We start from the raw sequence: 18,624 nt of genomic DNA, 5'->3' as shown, positions 1-18,624 counted from the left end.
TTTTTGCCCTGAATATCCGATGTTGCGATGAATTAGCGACGCTCGCGTTTGTTCGCCCACCGAGAGAGTCTGTCTCCCAGCGTTTGCACGACCTGAACCAGCACGACCAGCGCAATGACCGTCACGATCATGACTTCGGTTTCATAACGGTAATAGCCGAAACGGATTGCCAAATCGCCGACACCGCCGCCGCCGACGATGCCCGCCATCGCCGAATAACCGATGAGGCTGACCAGGGTAATTGTCAGTCCGCGCAATAATCCGGCTAACGCTTCCGGCAATAATACCGTAGCGATGATGCGCGTCGGACTCGCGCCAAAGGCTTCAGCCGCTTCGACAATCCCAGGATCGACTTCACGTAATGCGGAATCCACCAAACGGGCATAAAAAGCGATCGCCGCGACTGACATTGGCACCGACGCCGCAACCGGCCCAATAGTATTACCGAGCAACAATTGTGTGAGTGGCAGTAGCAGTACCAGAAGAATGACAAAGGGGATCGAACGGATAATATTGACCAGAATAGTCGAGAGCAGATAGATAAAACGGTTCTGCCAGAATAAATGACGATCGGTCACATAAATTGCGATACCCAGCGGCAGGCCCAATACCACCGCACAGAGCGTTGAAATACACACCATTGTGAAGGTTTCGCCAAAAGCGAAGACCAATTCACCCGCTAACTCAGTCATTGATGACCTCCACCCCAAAAGTATTCTGTCGAATATAAGCAATCGCGGCTGCGAGATTATCCGCCGCAGGATCGTCACGATAGGAAATCTGCGCGATAATATGTCCCAATGCCCGATCGTTAATGTATTCAATATTGCCGTGCAGAATATTTATCGCGACCTGAAACCGTTGTGCAACATCGGATAAGATAGGCTGCTCCACGGAGTCATCGGCGAAAAGTATTTTCAGCAATACACCTTTATTATTTTTCTTGAAGCGTTCAGGTAATTCAATCGGGCTGGTATGACTCACCAATTGTTTAGTGTAAGGATGCTGAGGCGCGGAAAATACGCTGAAGACATCGCCCTCTTCTACGATATTCCCGCCTGTCATCACCGCCATACGCTGACAAATACTTTTAATCACGCTCATCTCATGAGATATCAGAACGATGGTGATACCCAGCCGAACGTTAATACTTTTCAGCAATGCCAGAATAGACGCCGATGTCTCTAAATCCAATGCTGAGGTCGGTTCATCACACAACAGCACTTCAGGGTGGTTAGCGATAGCGCGGGCAATCCCCACACGCTGTTTTTGCCCCCCGCTCAACTGCGCCGGATAGGACATCCCTTTATCTTGCAGCCCGACGAGCGCCAGAATTTCTGGCACGCGCGATGCAATTTCATCTTTATGTTTACCCGCCGCCCGCAGGCTGAAGGCCACGTTGTCATAAACATTACGTGTATGCATAAGATTAAAATGCTGGAATATCATACCGATTCGCTGCCGATGCTGACGCAGTTCACGCCCGGACGCATTGCTAATCAGCGTATCGCCCAGAAACACGCGGCCTTCGGTCGGCCGCTGTAATAAATTGATTGTGCGCAACAGCGTGCTCTTCCCCGCGCCGCTGGTGCCGACGATGCCAAAAACTTCACCCTGTTGAATGGTCAGGTTGACGTTGTTTACCGCCCTTGACGGTGCATCTTTCCCTGCGGAAAAATCAACGCTCACGTTTTCTAACCGAATCATTACCTGGCTCACTCCTGCTATGGCTAACTGTTTATCGACACACGCCAACGTATGCCCGTTTGATGTAAGAAACCCCTGGTGTGCGGGTAAGATTATTTCGTATTAGCGGGCAGAGCATCTATCTCTGCAGACCGTTTTACACGGAATGTTGGGCGAGGATAGGCTTATCATTATCTTTTACGTTGAGGAATAACCGGGCTAATTACGTCTGTCATTTAAGTTGTAATTTAATAATTTTTTATAAATCAATCAGATACAAAAAACATCAGTTCGTTTAAAGTAGAGAGAAATGTGCTTTGCGTCAATGATAAAAAAAACAAATCACCCTTCTGTTTTTTAGAACCACGTTTATGCTTTTTTGTTCTATCCCCGACAGGCTGTGAGTACGTCGCGTAGCGTCGTTAAAAATATATCGGCGTGTTCTTCCTGAAACACCAGCGGCGGACGAATTTTCAGCACGTTTGCAGCGGGCCCGGTAGTGCTAATCAGTACGCCACGCTGACGCATCGCGTTCACTATCTGCGCAGCGGGTTCTTTTGCAGGCGTTTTACTTTCACGATGACTGACCAATTCCACGCCGATAAACAGGCCGTACGCCCGAATGTCGCCTATCAGGGGAAAATTCAACGCGAGTTGCTGTAGCCCTTGTCGCAGATAGTTGCCAACCCGCTGGGCATTTTGCTGCAACTGTTCTTCTCGGATAACCCGCAGTACGGCGTGGGCCGCCTCACAGGACACCGGATTGCCGCCAAACGTATTAAAATAGCGAACATCGCGACCGAAGGCATCGAATAATGTGGAACGCCCTACCAACCCGGCAATCGGGTGACCATTGCCCATCGGCTTTCCTAAACTAACCAAATCCGGAACGATGCCGTGACGCGCGAACCCCCACATTGATGTACCAGTGCGTCCAAACCCCGGCTGTACTTCATCTGCAATAAACAGCCCGCCCGCCTGACGAACCAGTGCCGCCGCCTGCGCCATTTCACCTTCTGGCGCACAGAACACCCCATCGCTGGAAAAAATTGTATCCGCAAGCAGCGCGGCAGGACGAATACCTTCCTGTTGCATTTGCGCCAACGCTTCACGAACGCTGGTAAGGAATGCGCCGGGCTGGCGATACGTGTCAGGGGCGTCGATCAGCTTCACATGGCTACCGCGCGCAACGCCTTCCCCCAGCGACGGCGACAACGCTGCCAACGCGCTGGTCACGCCGTGATATGCCCAGCGGGTCACCATAACCCCCGTCCCTCCCGTCACATGCCGAGCGATGCGCAATGCCAAATCGTTAGCCTCACTTCCCGTACACGTTAGCATCACATTATTCAATTCGGCGGGAAATTCGCTCAGAAGATCCTCCGCAAAATCGACGATCGCCGGATGTAGATAACGCGTATGCGTATTGAGCTGAGCGCTCTGACGCGCTATCGCTTCAACCACCGCAGGGTGACAATGCCCGACCGATGCGACATTATTGTAAACATCCAGGTAACGCTTTCCCTGATGGTCAAACAACCACACGCCCTCGCCACGAACCACGTGCAGCGGTTCTTGATAAAACAGGCGATAGCCGCTACCCAAGACTCGTTGACGACGCGCCAGCAAATCCTCTGTCGAGGTGCTTTCAGACCCCATTGTTCTCTGATTCATTATTTGTTCTCCGAGCAAGCCTGTTGTAGGCGATCGATAAATTGCGCCTGCGGATAAGTAGCAATACGCTGCAAACTATGCCAACAGCGCGGCACGTTACGCAGCAGATACTCGCGGTTATCGGGGTAGCGTGATGCCCGCCACTGCGCAATAGTCAGCGTTAGCGCCAGTCGAGTCGTTATCAGGTCAGGCAACAGCGCAATCTCTTCCGGTGCGAGCGGGAGGCAGTGATGATAAGCCGCCATAAATGGCACGATATGCTCCAATAGATCATGCCCGGCGCCAGTTTGGTAGGCCAACGCCGTCGCCACTTCGCAAATTAATGGGGCAAATATCGCATCGCCAAAGTCGATAATACCGGTAACTCGCACCGGGTCGTTCTCCCCAACCAGCACATTGTGAGGATTCAGATCGTTATGAATGACTTGACGGCGTAACGTCGACAATTTCGGGGTGATATCACTGTCATAATGATCAAACACACGTCGCAGAGACTGGTACTGTTCGGGATCGGCTATAAATTTGAGGTAAGGCCGTACCTGTTCAGCGCGGCTAATATCCCACAGGAGTGAGCGATTTGCCGCCGGGTGCGTAAAGCGGCGCAACGCGCTATCCAACTGCGCAAGCGTAGCGCCTAACTGCGCCATCAATGCCGCTGTAGGCGTACATGAAGATTGCGGCACGCCTGCCAGATAGCTCACCAACCGCACGCGCAGACGCACGCCATCAATCTCTACACTGGTCTCCGCTCTCCCCTCGCGTGTCGGCCTAATCCGTGGCACGGGTAAGTCAGGTACTTGACAGGCAAGGTGTAACAGTAACGCGGTTTGAAAATGACTGACGACGGCAGGTTCTGCCGCGTTGACGACTTTCAACATGTAGCGTTCACACGGCGTCACCGTCAGGCAGAAATTCACATCGCGTTCACCCTGAAGTAAGGTTATGTGCCCAGATAAGCCATATTCTTGCTGCGCAATGGCTAATGCCTGCTGGCAAGAGACCTGCGGCGCGGCCTGTGTCATTAACACATCGTCATCTTGTGAAGACGCGGTAAAAGTGGGCGGATTGGACGCCAGGAACGGGGACGCAGAACCCGGTGTAGAAAGCCGATGATCAGACATGCTGTCCTCCATTGACGTGAATTTCCGCGCCATTGACATAAGAAGCGCCGGATGTGCAGAGAAAATAGATCAGGCTGGCCACCTCTTCCGGCTTGCCCAGGCGTCGCATCGGCACTTGCTGTTCGATGATAGCGCCCGTGCCGGGAGACAAAATCGACGTTTCAATTTCGCCCGGCGCGATGGCGTTCACCCGCACGCCATGCGGGCCAAAATCAAACGCCATTTCCCGCGTCAGTGCAGACAGTGCCGCTTTTGAGGTGGCATAGGCTGCGCCCGCAAAGGGGTGAACGCGCGATCCCGCGATCGACGTGACATTAATCACACAGCCCTGTGATGCTTTTAGCTCGTCAAATAACCCATTTGCCAGTAGCGCACACGAAAAGAGGTTGACGTTAAAGACGCGTAGCCAGGTCGCATAATCGGTGTCGCATACCCCCAGGCGCTGCCCGTTTTCCCCTTTTGGCGAGATCCCCGCGTTATCGACTAATGCATCCAGGCGTCCCCCCAGTTTTTCCTTAATCTGCGGCAACGTCTGTTGCAGGCTATCGATGTCTTCCAAATCAAGATGTATATGATTGAGCAATTTTTCTGCCCACGGACACTCTTCCGCCCAATTCTGGCGCGATGCGGTAAAGATCCGCCACCCTGCCGCGTGGAAATGTTTCACGGTGGCATGGCCGATCCCCCGGCTGGCACCCGTCAGCAAGAGTGTTTTTTGTGCCGTCATACCGAACCTCCTTCACCTTTTATTTGTAACGCGTCAAATGGTGTTTGATGCATCATAAATTAATTTTTAAAAAAAGCTGAAAAATTTTTCAGCAACGTCTCGTCTTTTTATGGCCTACAGGATCTCAAAGAGAAAACGCCTTCTTTGCAGGCATCAAGGGCGGCGGCAACTGAGCCGCCCTTGCGCGATCTTAACTTCTCCCCCGTAAACGCTCGGAGCGACGGCGCAATATTTCCATTACGATCAGCAGGATAAGCGCGGCGGCTACCATCATGCTGGCAGCGGCGGCTATCGTTGGGTCGAGGTTTTCCCGGATACCCGCAAACATTTGTAATGGCAGCGTGCGCTGGCGTGGGCTGGCAAGGAACAGCGTGACGATCACCTCATCAAACGACGTGGCAAAGGCAAAGAGCGCCCCGGAAAACACGCCTGGCGCAATCAACGGAAATGTTACTTTGCGAAAAGCCAGCAGTGGCGAAGCGCCCAGGCTAGCCGCCGCGCGTGTCAGATTATGATCGTAATTCTTCAATACCGCCGTGACCGTAATCACCACGAACGGCACACCCAGCATCGCATGGGCTAATACCAGTCCCAGATAGCTGTTCAGCAGTGACAGCTTGGCAAAGAAGAAAAACATCCCTACTGCGACAATCACCACCGGTGCAATCATCGGTGAAATCAATACCGCCATCACCAGTGATTTGCCGCGAAACTCTCCACGGACGAGCCCGACAGAAGCTAATACGCCGAGCACTGTCGCCAGCAGCGTCGCCAACGGCGCAATCAACAAACTATTCCCTAATGCGCCCAGCCACTCGCTGGAGCTAAAAAACTCACGATACCAACGCAGGGAAAATCCCGATAGCGGATAACTCAGGAATGAGCCTGCATTAAATGAGAGCGGCACGATCACCAGCACCGGTACGATTAAAAACAACAGCATCGCTGCGCCGTAGAAATTAAAGAACGTGTTCCACAGGCGGATAACCACCGCACCCTGTTGTCTCATTTGTTCTCTCCTCATATAAAATGACGAATCTTGTGCTTAGTGCGCGGCGGCTTCCGCGTTAGTACGCGTCACGCGGATATACACCACGTACAACAGCGTCACGATAATGAGCAGTTGTGTTCCCAGTGCGGCGGCCATTCCCCAATTCATGGTGGTATTGGTGAAGAAGGCGACAAAATAGCTCAGCATCTGATCGCTCGGCCCCCCTAATAGCGCAGGCGTAATGTAGTAGCCAATCGCCATCATGAAGACCAGTAGCGCACCGGCGGTCACTCCCGCGTAAGTTTGCGGTACATAAACTCGCCAGAAAGCGATAAACGGATGTGCTCCTAGTGAGATTGCCGCGCGTACATAGTTCGGAGAAATCCCTTTCATCACCGCGTATAACGGCAAGATAAAGAACGGTAATAGGATATGGGTCATGGAGATATAAACGCCGAGGCGATTGAATACCAGCACCAGCGGCTCATCGATAATACCGATGTGCAGCAGTGAACGATTGATCAACCCGCCAGACTGCAACAGCACAATCCAGCTTGCGGTTCGCACGATTAATGAAGTCCAGAACGGCAATAAGACCAGGATAAGCAGCAGGTTGGCCCGGTTAGACGGCTGTTTTGCCAACCAATACGCCAGTGGATACCCCAACCCTACGCACAATAGCGTTACCACCCCCGCCATGAGTAAGGTACGCAGCAGTACATCGACATACAGCGCCTGATGTGCGGGTTGTGGGACGATTTGTTGCGTTGTCGCGTCAACTTTATGGTCAAATACCGCCAACAGGTAATAGCTGGTAAAGGGGCGCGCCGCACGATCGAGGGTTTGCCAGGTCGACAACGCTCCCCACATTGGCTGTTCATGTATGAGTTGACCGCGCACATCATTGCTGCCCTCGACCGGCAGTTTACGCAATGTGCGGGTAATCAGCGTACGGTATTCCGACCCTTCATACCCTAATCGTTTGGTAATCGTCCCCACTTTGCCGCTGCTGCGTGCCGCGCGTAAATCGCTGACCAGCGCCTGAAACACCGTTTCATCCGGCACTTCGCTACCGGACCATTGCCGCAGTGCGGCGATGGTTTTCGGCATATTGTCGCGTAGTTCCGGGTTGGCAACACTTTTTCCCAAAATTGAGGTGATCGGGAATAGAAAACTCACCACGATAAACAGAAACAGTGGCGCAATCAGCAGCAGAGAGCGTTTCTTATAGGCTTTCTGCGCGATCCGCAGTTGCTGCTTCAGCGTCAGGTTTTCCTGATGCCCACCAGGCGGTACAGCGGTAACGACTTCGTGCTGAGACATAGGCGGTTTCTCCATCATCACATATCATTACTCACGGTGGCTTTATTGCGCGGCCCAGGCGTTAAAACGTTGTTCCAGTTCTTCACCATGATCGATCCAAAATTCCGTGTCTACCTGCAACGCCTGCGCCAAATTATCCGGCGCGGTCGGTAGATCGGCGACGACCGCGGGGGCCAGCATACTGATGGTTTTGACATTCGTTGGGCCATAGGGAATGTTTTCAGCGAACACCTTCTGGTTTTCCGGCTGGTTGGCAAACGCGATGAATTGTTCCGCCAGCGCCTTGTGTTTGGAGCCTTTGACAATGGCCCAGCTATCTAGATCATAAATGCTATCAGCCCAGACAATCTTAAAGTCATGCCCTTCTTTCTGCGCCGCCGTGACGCGGCCATTATAGGCTGACGTCATCACGACATCGCCCGACACCAGCCATTGAAGCGGTTGTGCGCCGGATTCCCACCACTGAATCGTAGGTTTGATCTGATCCAATTTTTTAAAGGCGCGATCGACGCCTTCTGGCGTCGCCAGCACGGTATAGAGATCGTCTCGTTTTACACCATCGGCCAATAGTGCGATTTCCAGCGTAAATTTGGCGCTTTTGCGCAACGCGCGTTTCCCTGGATAGGTTTTGACATCCCAAAAATCGGCCCAGCTTTTCGGCGCCTGTTTCAGTTTCTGGGCGTTATAGGTTAAGACGGTAGACCACAGAAAAATCCCCGCACCGCACTCGCTGACCGCACCGTTGACAAACTGGGATTGATCGCCCAACTTTGACCAGTCTAGTGGTTCAAAAAGCCCCTCATTACAGCCCCGCATCAGTTCGGGACTTTCAACCTCCACGACGTCCCACCCTACCTGACCGGTTTCCACCATGGCGCGGATCCGCGCCATTTCGCCGTTATACTCGCCGGCTTCCACTGTGCCTTTGCCTGCTGCGGCGAACGGTTGGTAAAAGGCCTTATCCTGCGCATCTTTGTTCAGGCCGCCGAAAGAAATCACCGTAACGGATTCCGCCTGTGCCTGACAGGCCATCATTACCAGAAAGGATGCCGCCGCCATTTTTTTCACTGCTGAACGGTTAGGAAAGCTTTTCACGTTGAAGGTGTTGTTAAGTATGAACATGGTTTCGCTCCTGAGGTGTTAGCCAATAGTCAGTAAGGTCAAATACGAATCGCGATTTATATTTCGTTACTTGATGCATCATGCATCAATAATGTTTTGCTCAAAAATATGAGCATAAATTGTGCCAATTAAAAATTTTTATTGATGTTTTGCTGCCGTAGCGCGGGAAACGGTGGTGAGTGACTTCAGAGATTATTGACCGTTCTATCGCTGATGACGCGCCGCTCTTTTTGTTGTGTTATGGTGCAATCCCGCGTTAGCTTGCACCACCCAGACGCATTGCGCGTCGGTTGCACGCATGGCGACATCGCCTATCGCCATGCGTAGCTTGTCCACTCGCGGGACGAACGCTTTATTGAGATAACTCAATACACAGGTATTTCATTTCCAGATACTCTTCGATCCCTATACGCGATCCTTCGCGCCCCAACCCCGACTGTTTCACCCCGCCGAACGGCGCGACTTCGTTTGATATCAAACCCGTATTGATGCCAACCATGCCGTAGTCCAACGCCTCCGGCACCCGCCATTGACGTACCGCATCACGCGTATAAACATAGGCAGCCAGCCCAAATTCGGTATCATTCGCCATCGCAATGACCTCCGCTTCGTCATTAAAGCGGAACAGCGGAGCCACTGGACCAAAGGTCTCTTCACGGGCGAATCGCATTTCGCGAGTCACGCCGCCTATCACCGTGGGGGTAAAAAACGTTCCGCCCTTTTCGTGGCGTTTCCCTCCCAGTAGTAACGTTGCGCCGCGTGACAACGCATCGGCGATATGTTGCTCAACTTTAGTGACCGCGTCATTATCGATCAGCGGGCCCTGCGTCACTCCCGGTTGCGTACCCTCGCCGACGTTGAGCGTGCGCACTTCCTCAAGCAGTCGTTCGACCAGCAGCGGATAAATTCCGCTCTGCACATAGATTCGGTTGGCACAGACGCAAGTTTGCCCGCTATTGCGGAACTTGGAAGCCATAATTCCCTTCACGGCCTGATCGACATCGGCATCATCGAATACGATAAACGGCGCATTGCCGCCCAATTCCAGGGACAACTTTTTCACCGTTGGCGCGCTCTGCGCCATCAGGATTCGGCCCACTTCCGTCGATCCGGTAAAGCTTAACTTGCGCACCACTGGACTATCGCACAGTACCTTACCGACCGATTGCGCATCGCCGACGATAACTTGCAACACGCCGCGGGGAATCCCCGCCTGTTGTGCCAATTCTGCCAGCGCCAGCGCGGTAAACGGCGTTTGTTCGGCGGGCTTAACGATCATCGTGCACCCTGCCGCCAGCGCAGGACCGGCTTTGCGAGTAATCATCGCTGCCGGGAAATTCCACGGCGTAATTGCCGCACAGACGCCGATAGGCTGTTTAATGACCAATAGACGCTGTTGACCCTGCGGCGATTGCAACACGCTGCCCTCAATGCGTTTAGCTTCTTCCGCAAACCATTCAATAAAACTGGCGGCATAGGCGATTTCGCCGCGCGCTTCTGCCAGCGGTTTCCCCTGTTCCGCCGTTAGTAGCACCGCTAAATCATCCTGATTGTCGATAATCAGACGCCCCCACGCCTGTAACAACGCAGCGCGTGCTTTCCCCGTCGTCCTACGCCATTCAACCAGCGCCCGCTCGGCGGCAGTAATCGCCTGCTCTGTTTGTGACACTGTCACTAGCGGTACGGTTCCCAGCACCTCGCCTGTCGCCGGATTGGTAACCTCCAGATGTTCACCGTTCTCGCTATCCAGCCATGCACCGTCAATCAGGCAGCGCTGACGAAATAGGGTTTGTTGTTTCAGTAAAATAGGGAGTTTCTGTTGCATAGTGTCTCTTCTATTGCGTTAAAACACGGGTCAGAATGTTCATCGCCTCACTGAACTGAGCGTCAGGGATGGTGAGTGGATACAGGAAACGGATCACGTTGCCATGCACTCCACAGGTTAGCAGCAATAAGCCCGACGCTAACGCGTTTTGCTGAAATTGACGGGTTATCTCTGCCGACGGTTTCCCGGTATGCGGATCGTTAAATTCAGCCGCCACCATTGAACCCTGAGCTCGAATCGCTACCAGTGCCGGGCACTGTGCTTTTACCTTTTCCAACGTTTCCACCAATGCGGCACCCAGACGCTGTGCCCGCTGGCACAAATTTTCTTCCTCAATCACATCCAATACCGCCAGCGCGGAAGCCACCGCCAGTGGGTTTCCCGCATAAGTACCGCCTAGCCCGCCCGGCGCCGGCGCATCCATCACCTCCGCTCGTCCGACTACACCGGAGATCGGGAAGCCACCACCCAGGCTTTTCGCCATCGTGATCAGATCGGCCTTCTCCGTATAATACTCCATCGCAAACAGCTTACCGGTGCGGGCAAAGCCCGTTTGTACTTCATCAGCAATCAACAAAATACCGTGCTCATCACATAGCTTGCGTAACCCGCTGATGAAATCCGGGGGCGCAATGTTAAAACCCCCTTCGCCCTGCACAGGCTCCAGTAGAATGGCCGCGACTTGATCGGCGGCAATATCGCTATGCATCAGACGGTCAATACTTTCCAGCGCTTGCTCAACCGTAACCCCGTGCTGTTCACTGGGATAAAGCGCGTGGAAAATGGAACCGGGGAATGGCCCAAATCCAGTAGAGTAAGGCGCGACTTTGCCGGTTAGCGTCATGGTCAGCAGCGTACGGCCGTGAAACGCCGCACTAAAGGCGATGACGCCGGGACGTTTGGTATAAGCGCGCGCAATTTTCACCGCATTTTCTACCGCTTCCGCGCCGGTAGTAAAAAACGTGGTCTTTGCCGCGCCATTAATCGGCGCTAGCGCATTAATGCGCTCGGCCAGCGCAACATAGCTGGCGTAAGGCACGACCTGATAAGAGGTATGAGTAAAGCGCGCTAACTGTTCATGCACCGCCGCCATCACTTTTGGGTGACGGTGGCCAGTGTTCAATACGGCAATCCCCGCAGAGAAATCGATAAATTCTCGCCCTTCAATGTCCCACAATGTGCTGTTTTCCGCCCTGTCAGCATAAAAGTCACACATCACGCCCACACCTCGCGGCGTGGCAGCCTGACGACGTTGGTTTAGTTCACTATTATTCATATCTGCTCCGGTATCCCAAACATATCCACTCGTATAAAAACGATGATAAGTCGTTGCAAGATGGTAGGTTGTTGAAAAACGATATTGTCATTTAGACGCTAGATGGTTCTATAATCCAGTGCCAATTTTGAATATTTGAAGGATCCACTTTGCGCTCACTTCTGACCGATTTACTGCATCAGCGTTTGGCTGTTCAACGCGATGGGGCGTTAAATAAACGGTTGTATGACTGCATCCGACTGGCGATTCTTGATGGCGCAATTACCGCAGGCGAACGTCTGCCGTCGTCGCGCGATGTGGCACAGCAGCTCTCGCTATCGCGTAATACCGTGCTCGCGGCTTACGAACAGTTACTGGCAGAAGGCTACATCGATACCCGTAAAGGCAGCGGCACTTTCGTTACCGCTCAGATCCCCGACGGTAATATGCCGGCGGTGAATCGCGATAGTGCGGGTGAAATACGCGAACCGATGCGTGAGATCTCGCGCCGCGGCCTGCATCTGCTGGGATATTCGGGAGCATCGGCGCGGCAATGGGGCGCGTTTATGCCGGGTATCCCGGACATCGCCAGCTTTCCGCACGATCTGTGGCGGCGCATTCAGACGCGCCTGACGCGACGCGTTCGCCCCGAACAGTTGTCCTATTCGCCGATTGGCGGCTGCCCGGAGCTGCAATTGGCGCTGGTCGATTATCTGCGTGTCGCACGTTCAGTAGAATGTAAACCGGAGCAAATTCTGATTACCGAAGGCACGCACCAGGCGATGGATTTACTGGCCAAAATGCTATGTGACCCTGGCGATCTGGCATGGATTGAAGATCCCTGCTATTGGGGGATTCGCAATGTTCTGACGATTAATGGCCTGCGTATTGCCCCTAATCACGTTGATGAACAAGGGCTGGTTCCGCCGAAGACGTTCTCGCCTGACAACGTCCCTCGTTTAATTTGTGTGACACCGTCACATCAATATCCACTGGGTGTTGTCATGAGTCTGGCGCGGCGTCAACGTCTGTTGGCGCTGGCACAGGAGCATGGGTGTTGGGTCGTGGAAGATGATTATGATAGCGAATTTCGTTTTTCCGGCAACCCGATCCCAGCCCTGCAAGGGCTACAGGCACAATCGCCGGTGATCTACATCGGGACATTTAGCAAAACGCTCTACCCTGGGCTGCGTGTCAGTTACATGGTGCTGCCGCCGCGACTGGCTGCATCGTTGAAGACCGCGCATGCCGAACTCTATCGCGGCGGACACTGGCTAACGCAGGCGACGCTCGCACAGTTCATCCGCGAAGGACTCTACGCCGCGCATATTCGCCGCATGCGCCTGCTCTACGCGCGCCGACGCGCATTGTTAACATCGTTAATTGAACAGCATCTGGGGGCGGATTACGTTGGAGACAGCAGCAACGCTGGGCTGCATATGCTGCTCAGCCTGCCGCCTCACATCGATGATGTTGTGCTGAGCGCGGCCATTATACGCCGCGGCGTGATGGTCAAGCCGCTGTCGAGCTACTACCTGCAACCCACGCAACAGCGCGGTTTATTACTGGGCTACGCCAGTGTAGAAGAGGACGTAATGACACAGGCATTCTTAGTGGTTGTATCCTGTATCCACGCGCTGGAATCACATCATCTCAATGTTTAATGGTCACTTGATTTAACGTGAGGCATTCGCACCACCCTGATGCTTTTAATTAACACGCCAATCCATCATGGTGCATTCGTCTCGCTGTGCGCAGACGCGTTACCGCATAGCGCTACGCTGTTCTTCTCTCGGTAAATACCCGGCATGGTTTATGCATTCAATGGATTACAAAGACTGCCGGAGAGTGAAAATGAGAACCTATGTCAGCTTTAGGAATGTGCAGAAGACCTACGACGGCGACCGCCTGATCGTCAAAAATCTCAATCTGGATATTCAGGAAGGTGAATTTCTAACCCTGCTGGGGCCTTCTGGATCAGGGAAAACCACCAGCTTGATGATGCTGGCCGGGTTTGAAAATCCGACACAGGGCGAAATCCTATTACGTGACGCGCCGCTGCATCATCTGCCGCCACACCAGCGTGACATCGGCATGGTGTTTCAGAACTATGCCCTCTTTCCTCATATGACCGTTGCGGAAAATCTGGCCTTTCCACTCTCCATTCGCCGCCTTAACCGCGTAGATATCAAGGAAAAAGTGGATCGGGTATTGGATCGCGTAAAACTTACCAGTCTGGCCGATCGCTATCCGGCCCAGATGTCCGGCGGTCAGCAACAGCGTGTGGCGCTGGCGCGTGCGCTGGTTTTCGAACCGAAACTGGTATTGATGGATGAGCCTTTAGGGGCGTTGGACAAGCAGCTTCGTGAACATATGCAGTTAGAAATTAAGGAATTACATGAATCTCTTGCGTTAACCGTAGTTTATGTCACGCACGATCAGAGCGAAGCGATGACGATGTCCAACCGTGTCGCCGTCTTTAATGATGGCATTATCCAGCAAATGGATAGTCCCAGCGATCTCTACGAGAAACCGGAAAATGCCTTTGTCGCCCAGTTTATTGGGGAAAACAATACGTTGATCGCCACGCGTGCCGAGGCGGAAGGCGCATTCTATCGAGCAACATTGGATGATGGCACGTCGCTGCGCGCGCTAAAAGTACGCCCCAGCTCACAGGGTAGGAAAATTACGCTCTGTATCCGCCCCGAGCGTATCCACGTCAACGCCGAGCACCTCGATAGCAACATGCAACAGGTTAAGGCTCGGATTCAACAGTTCATTTATTTGGGCGATCACGTCAGAATGATGACCGAAGTGGCTGGGCAGCCGCAGTTCATGGTGAAACTCCCCGCCAGCGAGATCCAACCGCACTGGAAGGCGGGTACCGAAGTCACCCTGTCATGGCAACCTGAGCACCTGCGCGCGCTGGATAGCGTGATAACACACTGAGCCAACAACACGATTAAGATAAAGTAGAGAAAGGATGTTGCCCCCTAAGCAGGGGCAACGGGTGAAGCATTAATCACGCACTTTACGGTAGATCCACAGAACCACGATCGCACCAACGATGGCTACGATGAAGCTACCGAAGTTAAACCCATCCACCCGACCAAACCCGAAGAAAGTGCTGATGTAGCCGCCGACAACAGCCCCCACTATCCCGAGCAAAATCGTCATTATCACACCACCGCCATCTTTACCGGGCATAATCCACTTAGCTAAAATCCCCGCGATCAAACCAAAAATCACCCAGGACAGAATACCCATAATAACCTCGCTTTATTTCATCATACCTATGGACCCAAACGCCAATCCTTGACAGATAAGACGCGAATTCAAGTATAGTTAAGGTTTCCATAAACGCCTGACAGATAGTAAAGAAAATCTGATGCGTCATTCCTGTGTCATTCATCAAGCGGGATGATCTCCACGCTACCGCTGACGATCGGTTTACATAAGATCTTATAACCGTCGCTGTCAAAATTTGCGGCAACGCGCTTTAACGCGGCGACGTCTGACAACTGCGCGACCGTTCCCAGATAAAACCAGTTATGAATAATGTGATAATCCGTCTTCACCTGGCGATGTTCTTTGATTGCAATACGACCAGGATAAGCCCAACAGTTTAGCTTCATGGCATTGAGCCGGAGCGCTAGCCTATGGTGATGTTCCGAGATGGATTCTTTGCCACAGCAGGCGCCCGCACATTTTTTTAATGCATGACGAAAACACGCTCTGCCAGCGGGCAAATGTTCTACGCCCAATAGACCTAAACAGAGCTTTTCTTCATCAGCCATAATTTTTAGGGCGTTTATCGCGGCACGACGATGGCTGAACAACCCATAAAGCCCAGGCGTCGTGGAAAAATCGACATCTTTGGCGTACACCACGTCAACCCGCGCTGCGGTTAAACGGAGCGAACAGAGCTGGCGAGCGCGTCGCAGCCGTTTGTTAAACAGCGGTGCCTGCTGTTTGATCATCTGCGCTTCCAAAAGTAACGCCCCGATCTCCCCCGCCGTTTCAATAAAGCTAATGTGTCGTGTTTGCCTGAGCAGCCTGGCTTCTTTGCGTGTACGCATGTGTGACAATACGCGTGCGCGGATATTGATACTTTTACCGATATACAGCGGCAACGTTTCGCTGTCACCGTGAAAGATATAAACACCGGGCACGGCCGGCAGCCCATCCACTTCGGTGCGCAGATGTTCTGGATACTCATAGCGATCCGGTATTTTTTCCGGCAGCATCATGATTTAACAACCCTTAAATCGTCCATCCGCGTGGTGTACGCAGGCGAAAGCCGTTCTCGTTTCATTGACCAACTCGGATTAATACCTTGACCGGCAAACCAGATCTTCCCTTTGCCCGAATGATTGATGCGATCAATTGTTGCCATCAAACTGGCACTGTTCGTCATAGGTTTCGCCGCATCAAACAGATCTAATTGCGCCACACCCTGGGGATAAAAATCGGATAGCACCACACCGGCCTTACAGTAGCGATAGCCTGGCTTCCAGAGCCGCGCCAGCGCCTCAATCGCCCGTGCAATAATGTCACGGGTATCGTTGGTCGGCGTGGATGTCACACATGTCGCCTGATTACTATAGTATTCTCCGTGGGGAACATGAGGACTGGTACGGATAAAAACGGAAATCTGGCGGCAAAACTGTTCCTCATGGCGTAATTTCTCCGCTGCGCGTTCGGCATAACGACAAACCGCCTGATGCAGGTGCGTATAGTCCGTAATGCGCGAACTAAATGAGCGGGAACAGAGTATCTGCTGCTTGGCTGGCGGTAAGGCCTCAATGTCCAGACAAGGCTGCCCGCGCAATTCGCGTACCGTCCGTTCAACCACCACGCTGAAGTGCTTTCTAATATAGGCAAGATCGGTGCGAGCCAGCGCCAATGCCGTATCGATGCCCATCGTTTCCATCTGGCGCGCCAGTCGGCGGCCAATGCCCCAGACTTCGCCAACGGGCGTCATTGCCAGCAGCTTTTCCTGGCGTTCAGGGTTGGATAAATCCACCACGCCGTGTGTTTTACGCCAGGTTTTTGCCGCATGATTGGCTAATTTGGCTAACGTCTTGGTCGGCGCAATACCCACACCCACGGGTAAATGTGCTTCACGCTTTATGCGCGTTTTAATCTGCTGCCCAACGTCCTCAAGCGAGGTACGCCACGCGACGCCGGATAAATGCAAAAAAGCCTCATCAATGCTGTAGATCTCTACCGCAGGCGCCATCTCTTCCAAAATACTCATCACGCGCGCCGACATATCCGCGTAAAGCGCATAATTAGAGGAAAAAACCACAATATTATGCCGACGAATCAGTTCGTCGATCTGAAAGAATGGCACCCCCATTTTTACGCCCAGCGCTTTCGCTTCATGAGAACGGGCAATCACACATCCATCATTGTTACTAAGCACAATGACCGGCTTATGCGCCAAATCCGGGCGAAAAACCTTTTCGCAACTGGCATAAAAGGTATTCACATCAACGAGGGCGTACATTATCGAGTCGCATGAATAACGTAAGTGACGACGCCAAAAATAGCGAGACTCTCGCGGTCTTTAATTGGAATCGGTGTATAGGCAGCGTTCATCGGCACTAGCGCCAACGTAGGGGTTACCTGTAGCCGTTTGATGGTGAACTCGCCATCCAGCGCGGCAATCACAATATCGCCATGACGCGCCTGCAATGCACTATCGACCACGGCCAGATCGCCATCGTGAATTCCCCCTTCCACCATCGAGTGACCAGCAACTCGTACAAAATAGGTTGCCGAAGGATGCCGAACACACACGCTATTCAAATCGATACGCTGTTCAACATAATCATTCGCCGGGCTGGGGAATCCCGCAGGCACCGCAGCGGCATAAAGATTTAGCGCCTGCTTATCTGGGCAGGGCTCAGGAAGATATCGTTTCATTTCTCTGTTCGCCTCTCGGCACGGCAATATAACTGTATTTTTATACAGTATAAAAAACGATCGCCAATAGTGCAATGGACAAAATTCACTGCCCGCGTTGAGCCGTAACGGTGTGCGCTTTCCTTACGTAAGGCGATAGCGCCAATAAATTTTCGATGAAATGAGTAATGGTCGGAGACGTTAAATTGGCGAGGGTAAGTAAATAAGCGGAATGTCAATAAACGCCAAACAAGCGCGGTGGCGTCGTGCTAACGCCACCGTGTTACATCACGCCTAACGGCGATTACGTACAAGTTGGTAGCGACGTGTCAGGTATTCCACCGGCGCACTCCAGATGTGTACCAGACGGCAGAACGGGAACAGGACAAACAGCGTTAACCCCAATACGATGTGCAACTTGTAGATCAACGCCACCCCCGCCAGATGTGCTGATGCCCCCCCTTGGAAGAACGCCACGCTTTGCGCCCAACCGACCAGTTTCAGCATTTCACTGCCATCCATATGCTGTGCCGAAAAAGGGATGGTCAGAAGCCCTAAGCCCGCCTGGATCACCAGCAACGACAGGATAAGAATATCGCCGACGCTGGACGTGGCACGAACGCGCGGATTAGTCAGCCGACGTTTTAATAACAGCACGCCACCGACAAACGTCAGCAAGCCTGCCGCTCCGCCGCCGAACATCGCCATTTTCTGTTTGACGTCCATTGGCAGGAAGGCTTCGTACATCCAGTGCGGCGTCAGCATGCCGAGGAAATGCCCGGCAAGGACACCCAGGATCCCCAGATGGAACAGGTTAGACGCCAGACGCATCCCTTTCTTATCCAGCATTTGGCTCGACCCGGCACGCCAACTGTATTGACCATAGTCATAGCGCACCCAGCTACCAATCAGGAAAATCGCCATCGCCAGGTAAGGATAGATGTCAAAAAAGAATATATTGCTGAAGTTTATAAAAGAAGAGTTCGTGAT

The 18,624-nt window shown here is 52.8% G+C and carries 17 protein-coding genes; 2 read left to right on the top strand and 15 right to left on the bottom strand.

Annotation, left to right across the window (positions count from 1 at the left end):
* Positions 1–32: 32 nt before the first annotated feature.
* The 10 genes from RFN81_RS08980 to RFN81_RS08935 all read right to left on the bottom strand — a co-directional run bounded on the left by RFN81_RS08980 (position 33) and on the right by RFN81_RS08935 (position 11,745).
* Positions 33–692 carry a methionine ABC transporter permease gene (locus RFN81_RS08980; RefSeq protein WP_264498746.1) on the bottom strand — a complete coding sequence of 220 codons (660 nt, stop codon included), beginning with the start codon at positions 690–692 and terminating at the stop codon, positions 33–35.
* The gene (locus tag RFN81_RS08975; RefSeq protein ID WP_264498745.1) at positions 685–1,707 is read right to left on the bottom strand and encodes a methionine ABC transporter ATP-binding protein; all 1,023 of its coding nucleotides are present in this window, start codon (positions 1,705–1,707) and stop codon (positions 685–687) included. Before RFN81_RS08975 ends, RFN81_RS08980 begins: the two co-directional genes overlap by 8 nt.
* A gap of 363 nt (positions 1,708–2,070) precedes the next feature.
* On the bottom strand, positions 2,071–3,360 hold the full coding sequence (locus tag RFN81_RS08970; protein WP_264498744.1) for an aspartate aminotransferase family protein: 1,290 nt from the start codon (positions 3,358–3,360) through the stop codon (positions 2,071–2,073).
* A complete protein-coding gene (locus RFN81_RS08965) occupies positions 3,360–4,481 on the bottom strand; it encodes a phosphotransferase (RefSeq protein ID WP_264498743.1) in 1,122 nt (373 codons plus the stop codon). The genes RFN81_RS08970 and RFN81_RS08965 overlap by 1 nt, the downstream gene beginning before the upstream one ends.
* On the bottom strand, positions 4,474–5,208 hold the full coding sequence (locus RFN81_RS08960) for an SDR family NAD(P)-dependent oxidoreductase (protein WP_264498742.1): 735 nt from the start codon (positions 5,206–5,208) through the stop codon (positions 4,474–4,476). The genes RFN81_RS08965 and RFN81_RS08960 overlap by 8 nt, the downstream gene beginning before the upstream one ends.
* Positions 5,209–5,398: 190 nt before the next feature.
* Positions 5,399–6,217 (bottom strand): ABC transporter permease, encoded by an 819-nt coding sequence (locus RFN81_RS08955; RefSeq protein WP_264498741.1) that lies wholly within the window; start codon positions 6,215–6,217, stop codon positions 5,399–5,401.
* A 36-nt stretch (positions 6,218–6,253) separates the two neighbouring features.
* Entirely contained in the window at positions 6,254–7,522 is a 1,269-nt protein-coding gene (locus RFN81_RS08950; protein WP_264498740.1) for an ABC transporter permease, read from the bottom strand.
* 42 nt (positions 7,523–7,564) lie between these two features.
* Positions 7,565–8,581: an ABC transporter substrate-binding protein gene (locus RFN81_RS08945; RefSeq protein ID WP_378929180.1), complete on the bottom strand. Its 1,017-nt coding sequence runs from the start codon at positions 8,579–8,581 to the stop codon at positions 7,565–7,567.
* A gap of 415 nt (positions 8,582–8,996) precedes the next feature.
* Positions 8,997–10,469 carry an NAD-dependent succinate-semialdehyde dehydrogenase gene (locus RFN81_RS08940; RefSeq protein WP_264498738.1) on the bottom strand — a complete coding sequence of 491 codons (1,473 nt, stop codon included), beginning with the start codon at positions 10,467–10,469 and terminating at the stop codon, positions 8,997–8,999.
* Positions 10,470–10,479: 10 nt separating this feature from the next.
* Positions 10,480–11,745 carry a 4-aminobutyrate--2-oxoglutarate transaminase gene (locus tag RFN81_RS08935; RefSeq protein WP_264498737.1) on the bottom strand — a complete coding sequence of 422 codons (1,266 nt, stop codon included), beginning with the start codon at positions 11,743–11,745 and terminating at the stop codon, positions 10,480–10,482.
* 149 nt (positions 11,746–11,894) lie between these two features.
* On the opposite strand from RFN81_RS08935, the gene RFN81_RS08930 reads away from it, so the two are divergent.
* Positions 11,895–13,388: a PLP-dependent aminotransferase family protein gene (locus RFN81_RS08930; RefSeq protein WP_264498736.1), complete on the top strand. Its 1,494-nt coding sequence runs from the start codon at positions 11,895–11,897 to the stop codon at positions 13,386–13,388.
* Between the two features lie 190 nt (positions 13,389–13,578).
* Positions 13,579–14,673, top strand: coding sequence for an ABC transporter ATP-binding protein (locus RFN81_RS08925; protein ID WP_264498735.1), 1,095 nt, complete (start codon positions 13,579–13,581; stop codon positions 14,671–14,673).
* A 69-nt stretch (positions 14,674–14,742) separates the two neighbouring features.
* Here the strand turns inward: RFN81_RS08925 and RFN81_RS08920 are convergent, their stop codons facing one another.
* The 5 genes from RFN81_RS08920 to narI form a co-directional block, all read right to left on the bottom strand.
* The gene (locus RFN81_RS08920) at positions 14,743–14,991 is read right to left on the bottom strand and encodes a GlsB/YeaQ/YmgE family stress response membrane protein (protein WP_264498734.1); all 249 of its coding nucleotides are present in this window, start codon (positions 14,989–14,991) and stop codon (positions 14,743–14,745) included.
* 137 nt (positions 14,992–15,128) lie between these two features.
* Positions 15,129–15,971 carry an excinuclease Cho gene (gene cho, locus RFN81_RS08915; RefSeq protein ID WP_264498922.1) on the bottom strand — a complete coding sequence of 281 codons (843 nt, stop codon included), beginning with the start codon at positions 15,969–15,971 and terminating at the stop codon, positions 15,129–15,131.
* Positions 15,971–17,236 (bottom strand): translesion error-prone DNA polymerase V subunit UmuC, encoded by a 1,266-nt coding sequence (gene umuC, locus RFN81_RS08910; protein WP_264498733.1) that lies wholly within the window; start codon positions 17,234–17,236, stop codon positions 15,971–15,973. The genes cho and umuC overlap by 1 nt, the downstream gene beginning before the upstream one ends.
* Positions 17,236–17,655, bottom strand: a complete 420-nt coding sequence (umuD, locus tag RFN81_RS08905; RefSeq protein ID WP_264498732.1) for a translesion error-prone DNA polymerase V autoproteolytic subunit — start codon at positions 17,653–17,655, stop codon at positions 17,236–17,238. The genes umuC and umuD overlap by 1 nt, the downstream gene beginning before the upstream one ends.
* A gap of 273 nt (positions 17,656–17,928) precedes the next feature.
* The gene (narI, locus tag RFN81_RS08900) at positions 17,929–18,606 is read right to left on the bottom strand and encodes a respiratory nitrate reductase subunit gamma (RefSeq protein WP_264498921.1); all 678 of its coding nucleotides are present in this window, start codon (positions 18,604–18,606) and stop codon (positions 17,929–17,931) included.
* Between the last annotated feature and the right edge of the window lie 18 nt (positions 18,607–18,624).

Source organism: Pectobacterium cacticida (assembly GCF_036885195.1).
Lineage (GTDB): Bacteria > Pseudomonadota > Gammaproteobacteria > Enterobacterales > Enterobacteriaceae > Pectobacterium > Pectobacterium cacticida.
This window is presented reverse-complemented; position numbering and strand designations above follow the sequence as displayed.

What these genes read in the sequence shown, in the direction of transcription:
- RFN81_RS08980 (WP_264498746.1), bottom strand. Translation starts at nt 692, where the DNA reads ATGACTGAGTTAGCGGGTGAATTGGTCTTCGCTTTTGGCGAAACCTTC.
- RFN81_RS08975 (WP_264498745.1), bottom strand. Translation starts at nt 1,707, where the DNA reads ATGATTCGGTTAGAAAACGTGAGCGTTGATTTTTCCGCAGGGAAAGAT.
- RFN81_RS08970 (WP_264498744.1), bottom strand. Translation starts at nt 3,360, where the DNA reads ATGAATCAGAGAACAATGGGGTCTGAAAGCACCTCGACAGAGGATTTG.
- RFN81_RS08965 (WP_264498743.1), bottom strand. Translation starts at nt 4,481, where the DNA reads ATGTCTGATCATCGGCTTTCTACACCGGGTTCTGCGTCCCCGTTCCTG.
- RFN81_RS08960 (WP_264498742.1), bottom strand. Translation starts at nt 5,208, where the DNA reads ATGACGGCACAAAAAACACTCTTGCTGACGGGTGCCAGCCGGGGGATC.
- RFN81_RS08955 (WP_264498741.1), bottom strand. Translation starts at nt 6,217, where the DNA reads ATGAGACAACAGGGTGCGGTGGTTATCCGCCTGTGGAACACGTTCTTT.
- RFN81_RS08950 (WP_264498740.1), bottom strand. Translation starts at nt 7,522, where the DNA reads ATGTCTCAGCACGAAGTCGTTACCGCTGTACCGCCTGGTGGGCATCAG.
- RFN81_RS08945 (WP_378929180.1), bottom strand. Translation starts at nt 8,581, where the DNA reads ATGGCGGCGGCATCCTTTCTGGTAATGATGGCCTGTCAGGCACAGGCG.
- RFN81_RS08940 (WP_264498738.1), bottom strand. Translation starts at nt 10,469, where the DNA reads ATGCAACAGAAACTCCCTATTTTACTGAAACAACAAACCCTATTTCGT.
- RFN81_RS08935 (WP_264498737.1), bottom strand. Translation starts at nt 11,745, where the DNA reads ATGAATAATAGTGAACTAAACCAACGTCGTCAGGCTGCCACGCCGCGA.
- RFN81_RS08925 (WP_264498735.1), top strand. Translation starts at nt 13,579, where the DNA reads ATGAGAACCTATGTCAGCTTTAGGAATGTGCAGAAGACCTACGACGGC.
- RFN81_RS08920 (WP_264498734.1), bottom strand. Translation starts at nt 14,991, where the DNA reads ATGGGTATTCTGTCCTGGGTGATTTTTGGTTTGATCGCGGGGATTTTA.
- cho (WP_264498922.1), bottom strand. Translation starts at nt 15,971, where the DNA reads ATGCTGCCGGAAAAAATACCGGATCGCTATGAGTATCCAGAACATCTG.
- umuC (WP_264498733.1), bottom strand. Translation starts at nt 17,236, where the DNA reads ATGTACGCCCTCGTTGATGTGAATACCTTTTATGCCAGTTGCGAAAAG.
- umuD (WP_264498732.1), bottom strand. Translation starts at nt 17,655, where the DNA reads ATGAAACGATATCTTCCTGAGCCCTGCCCAGATAAGCAGGCGCTAAAT.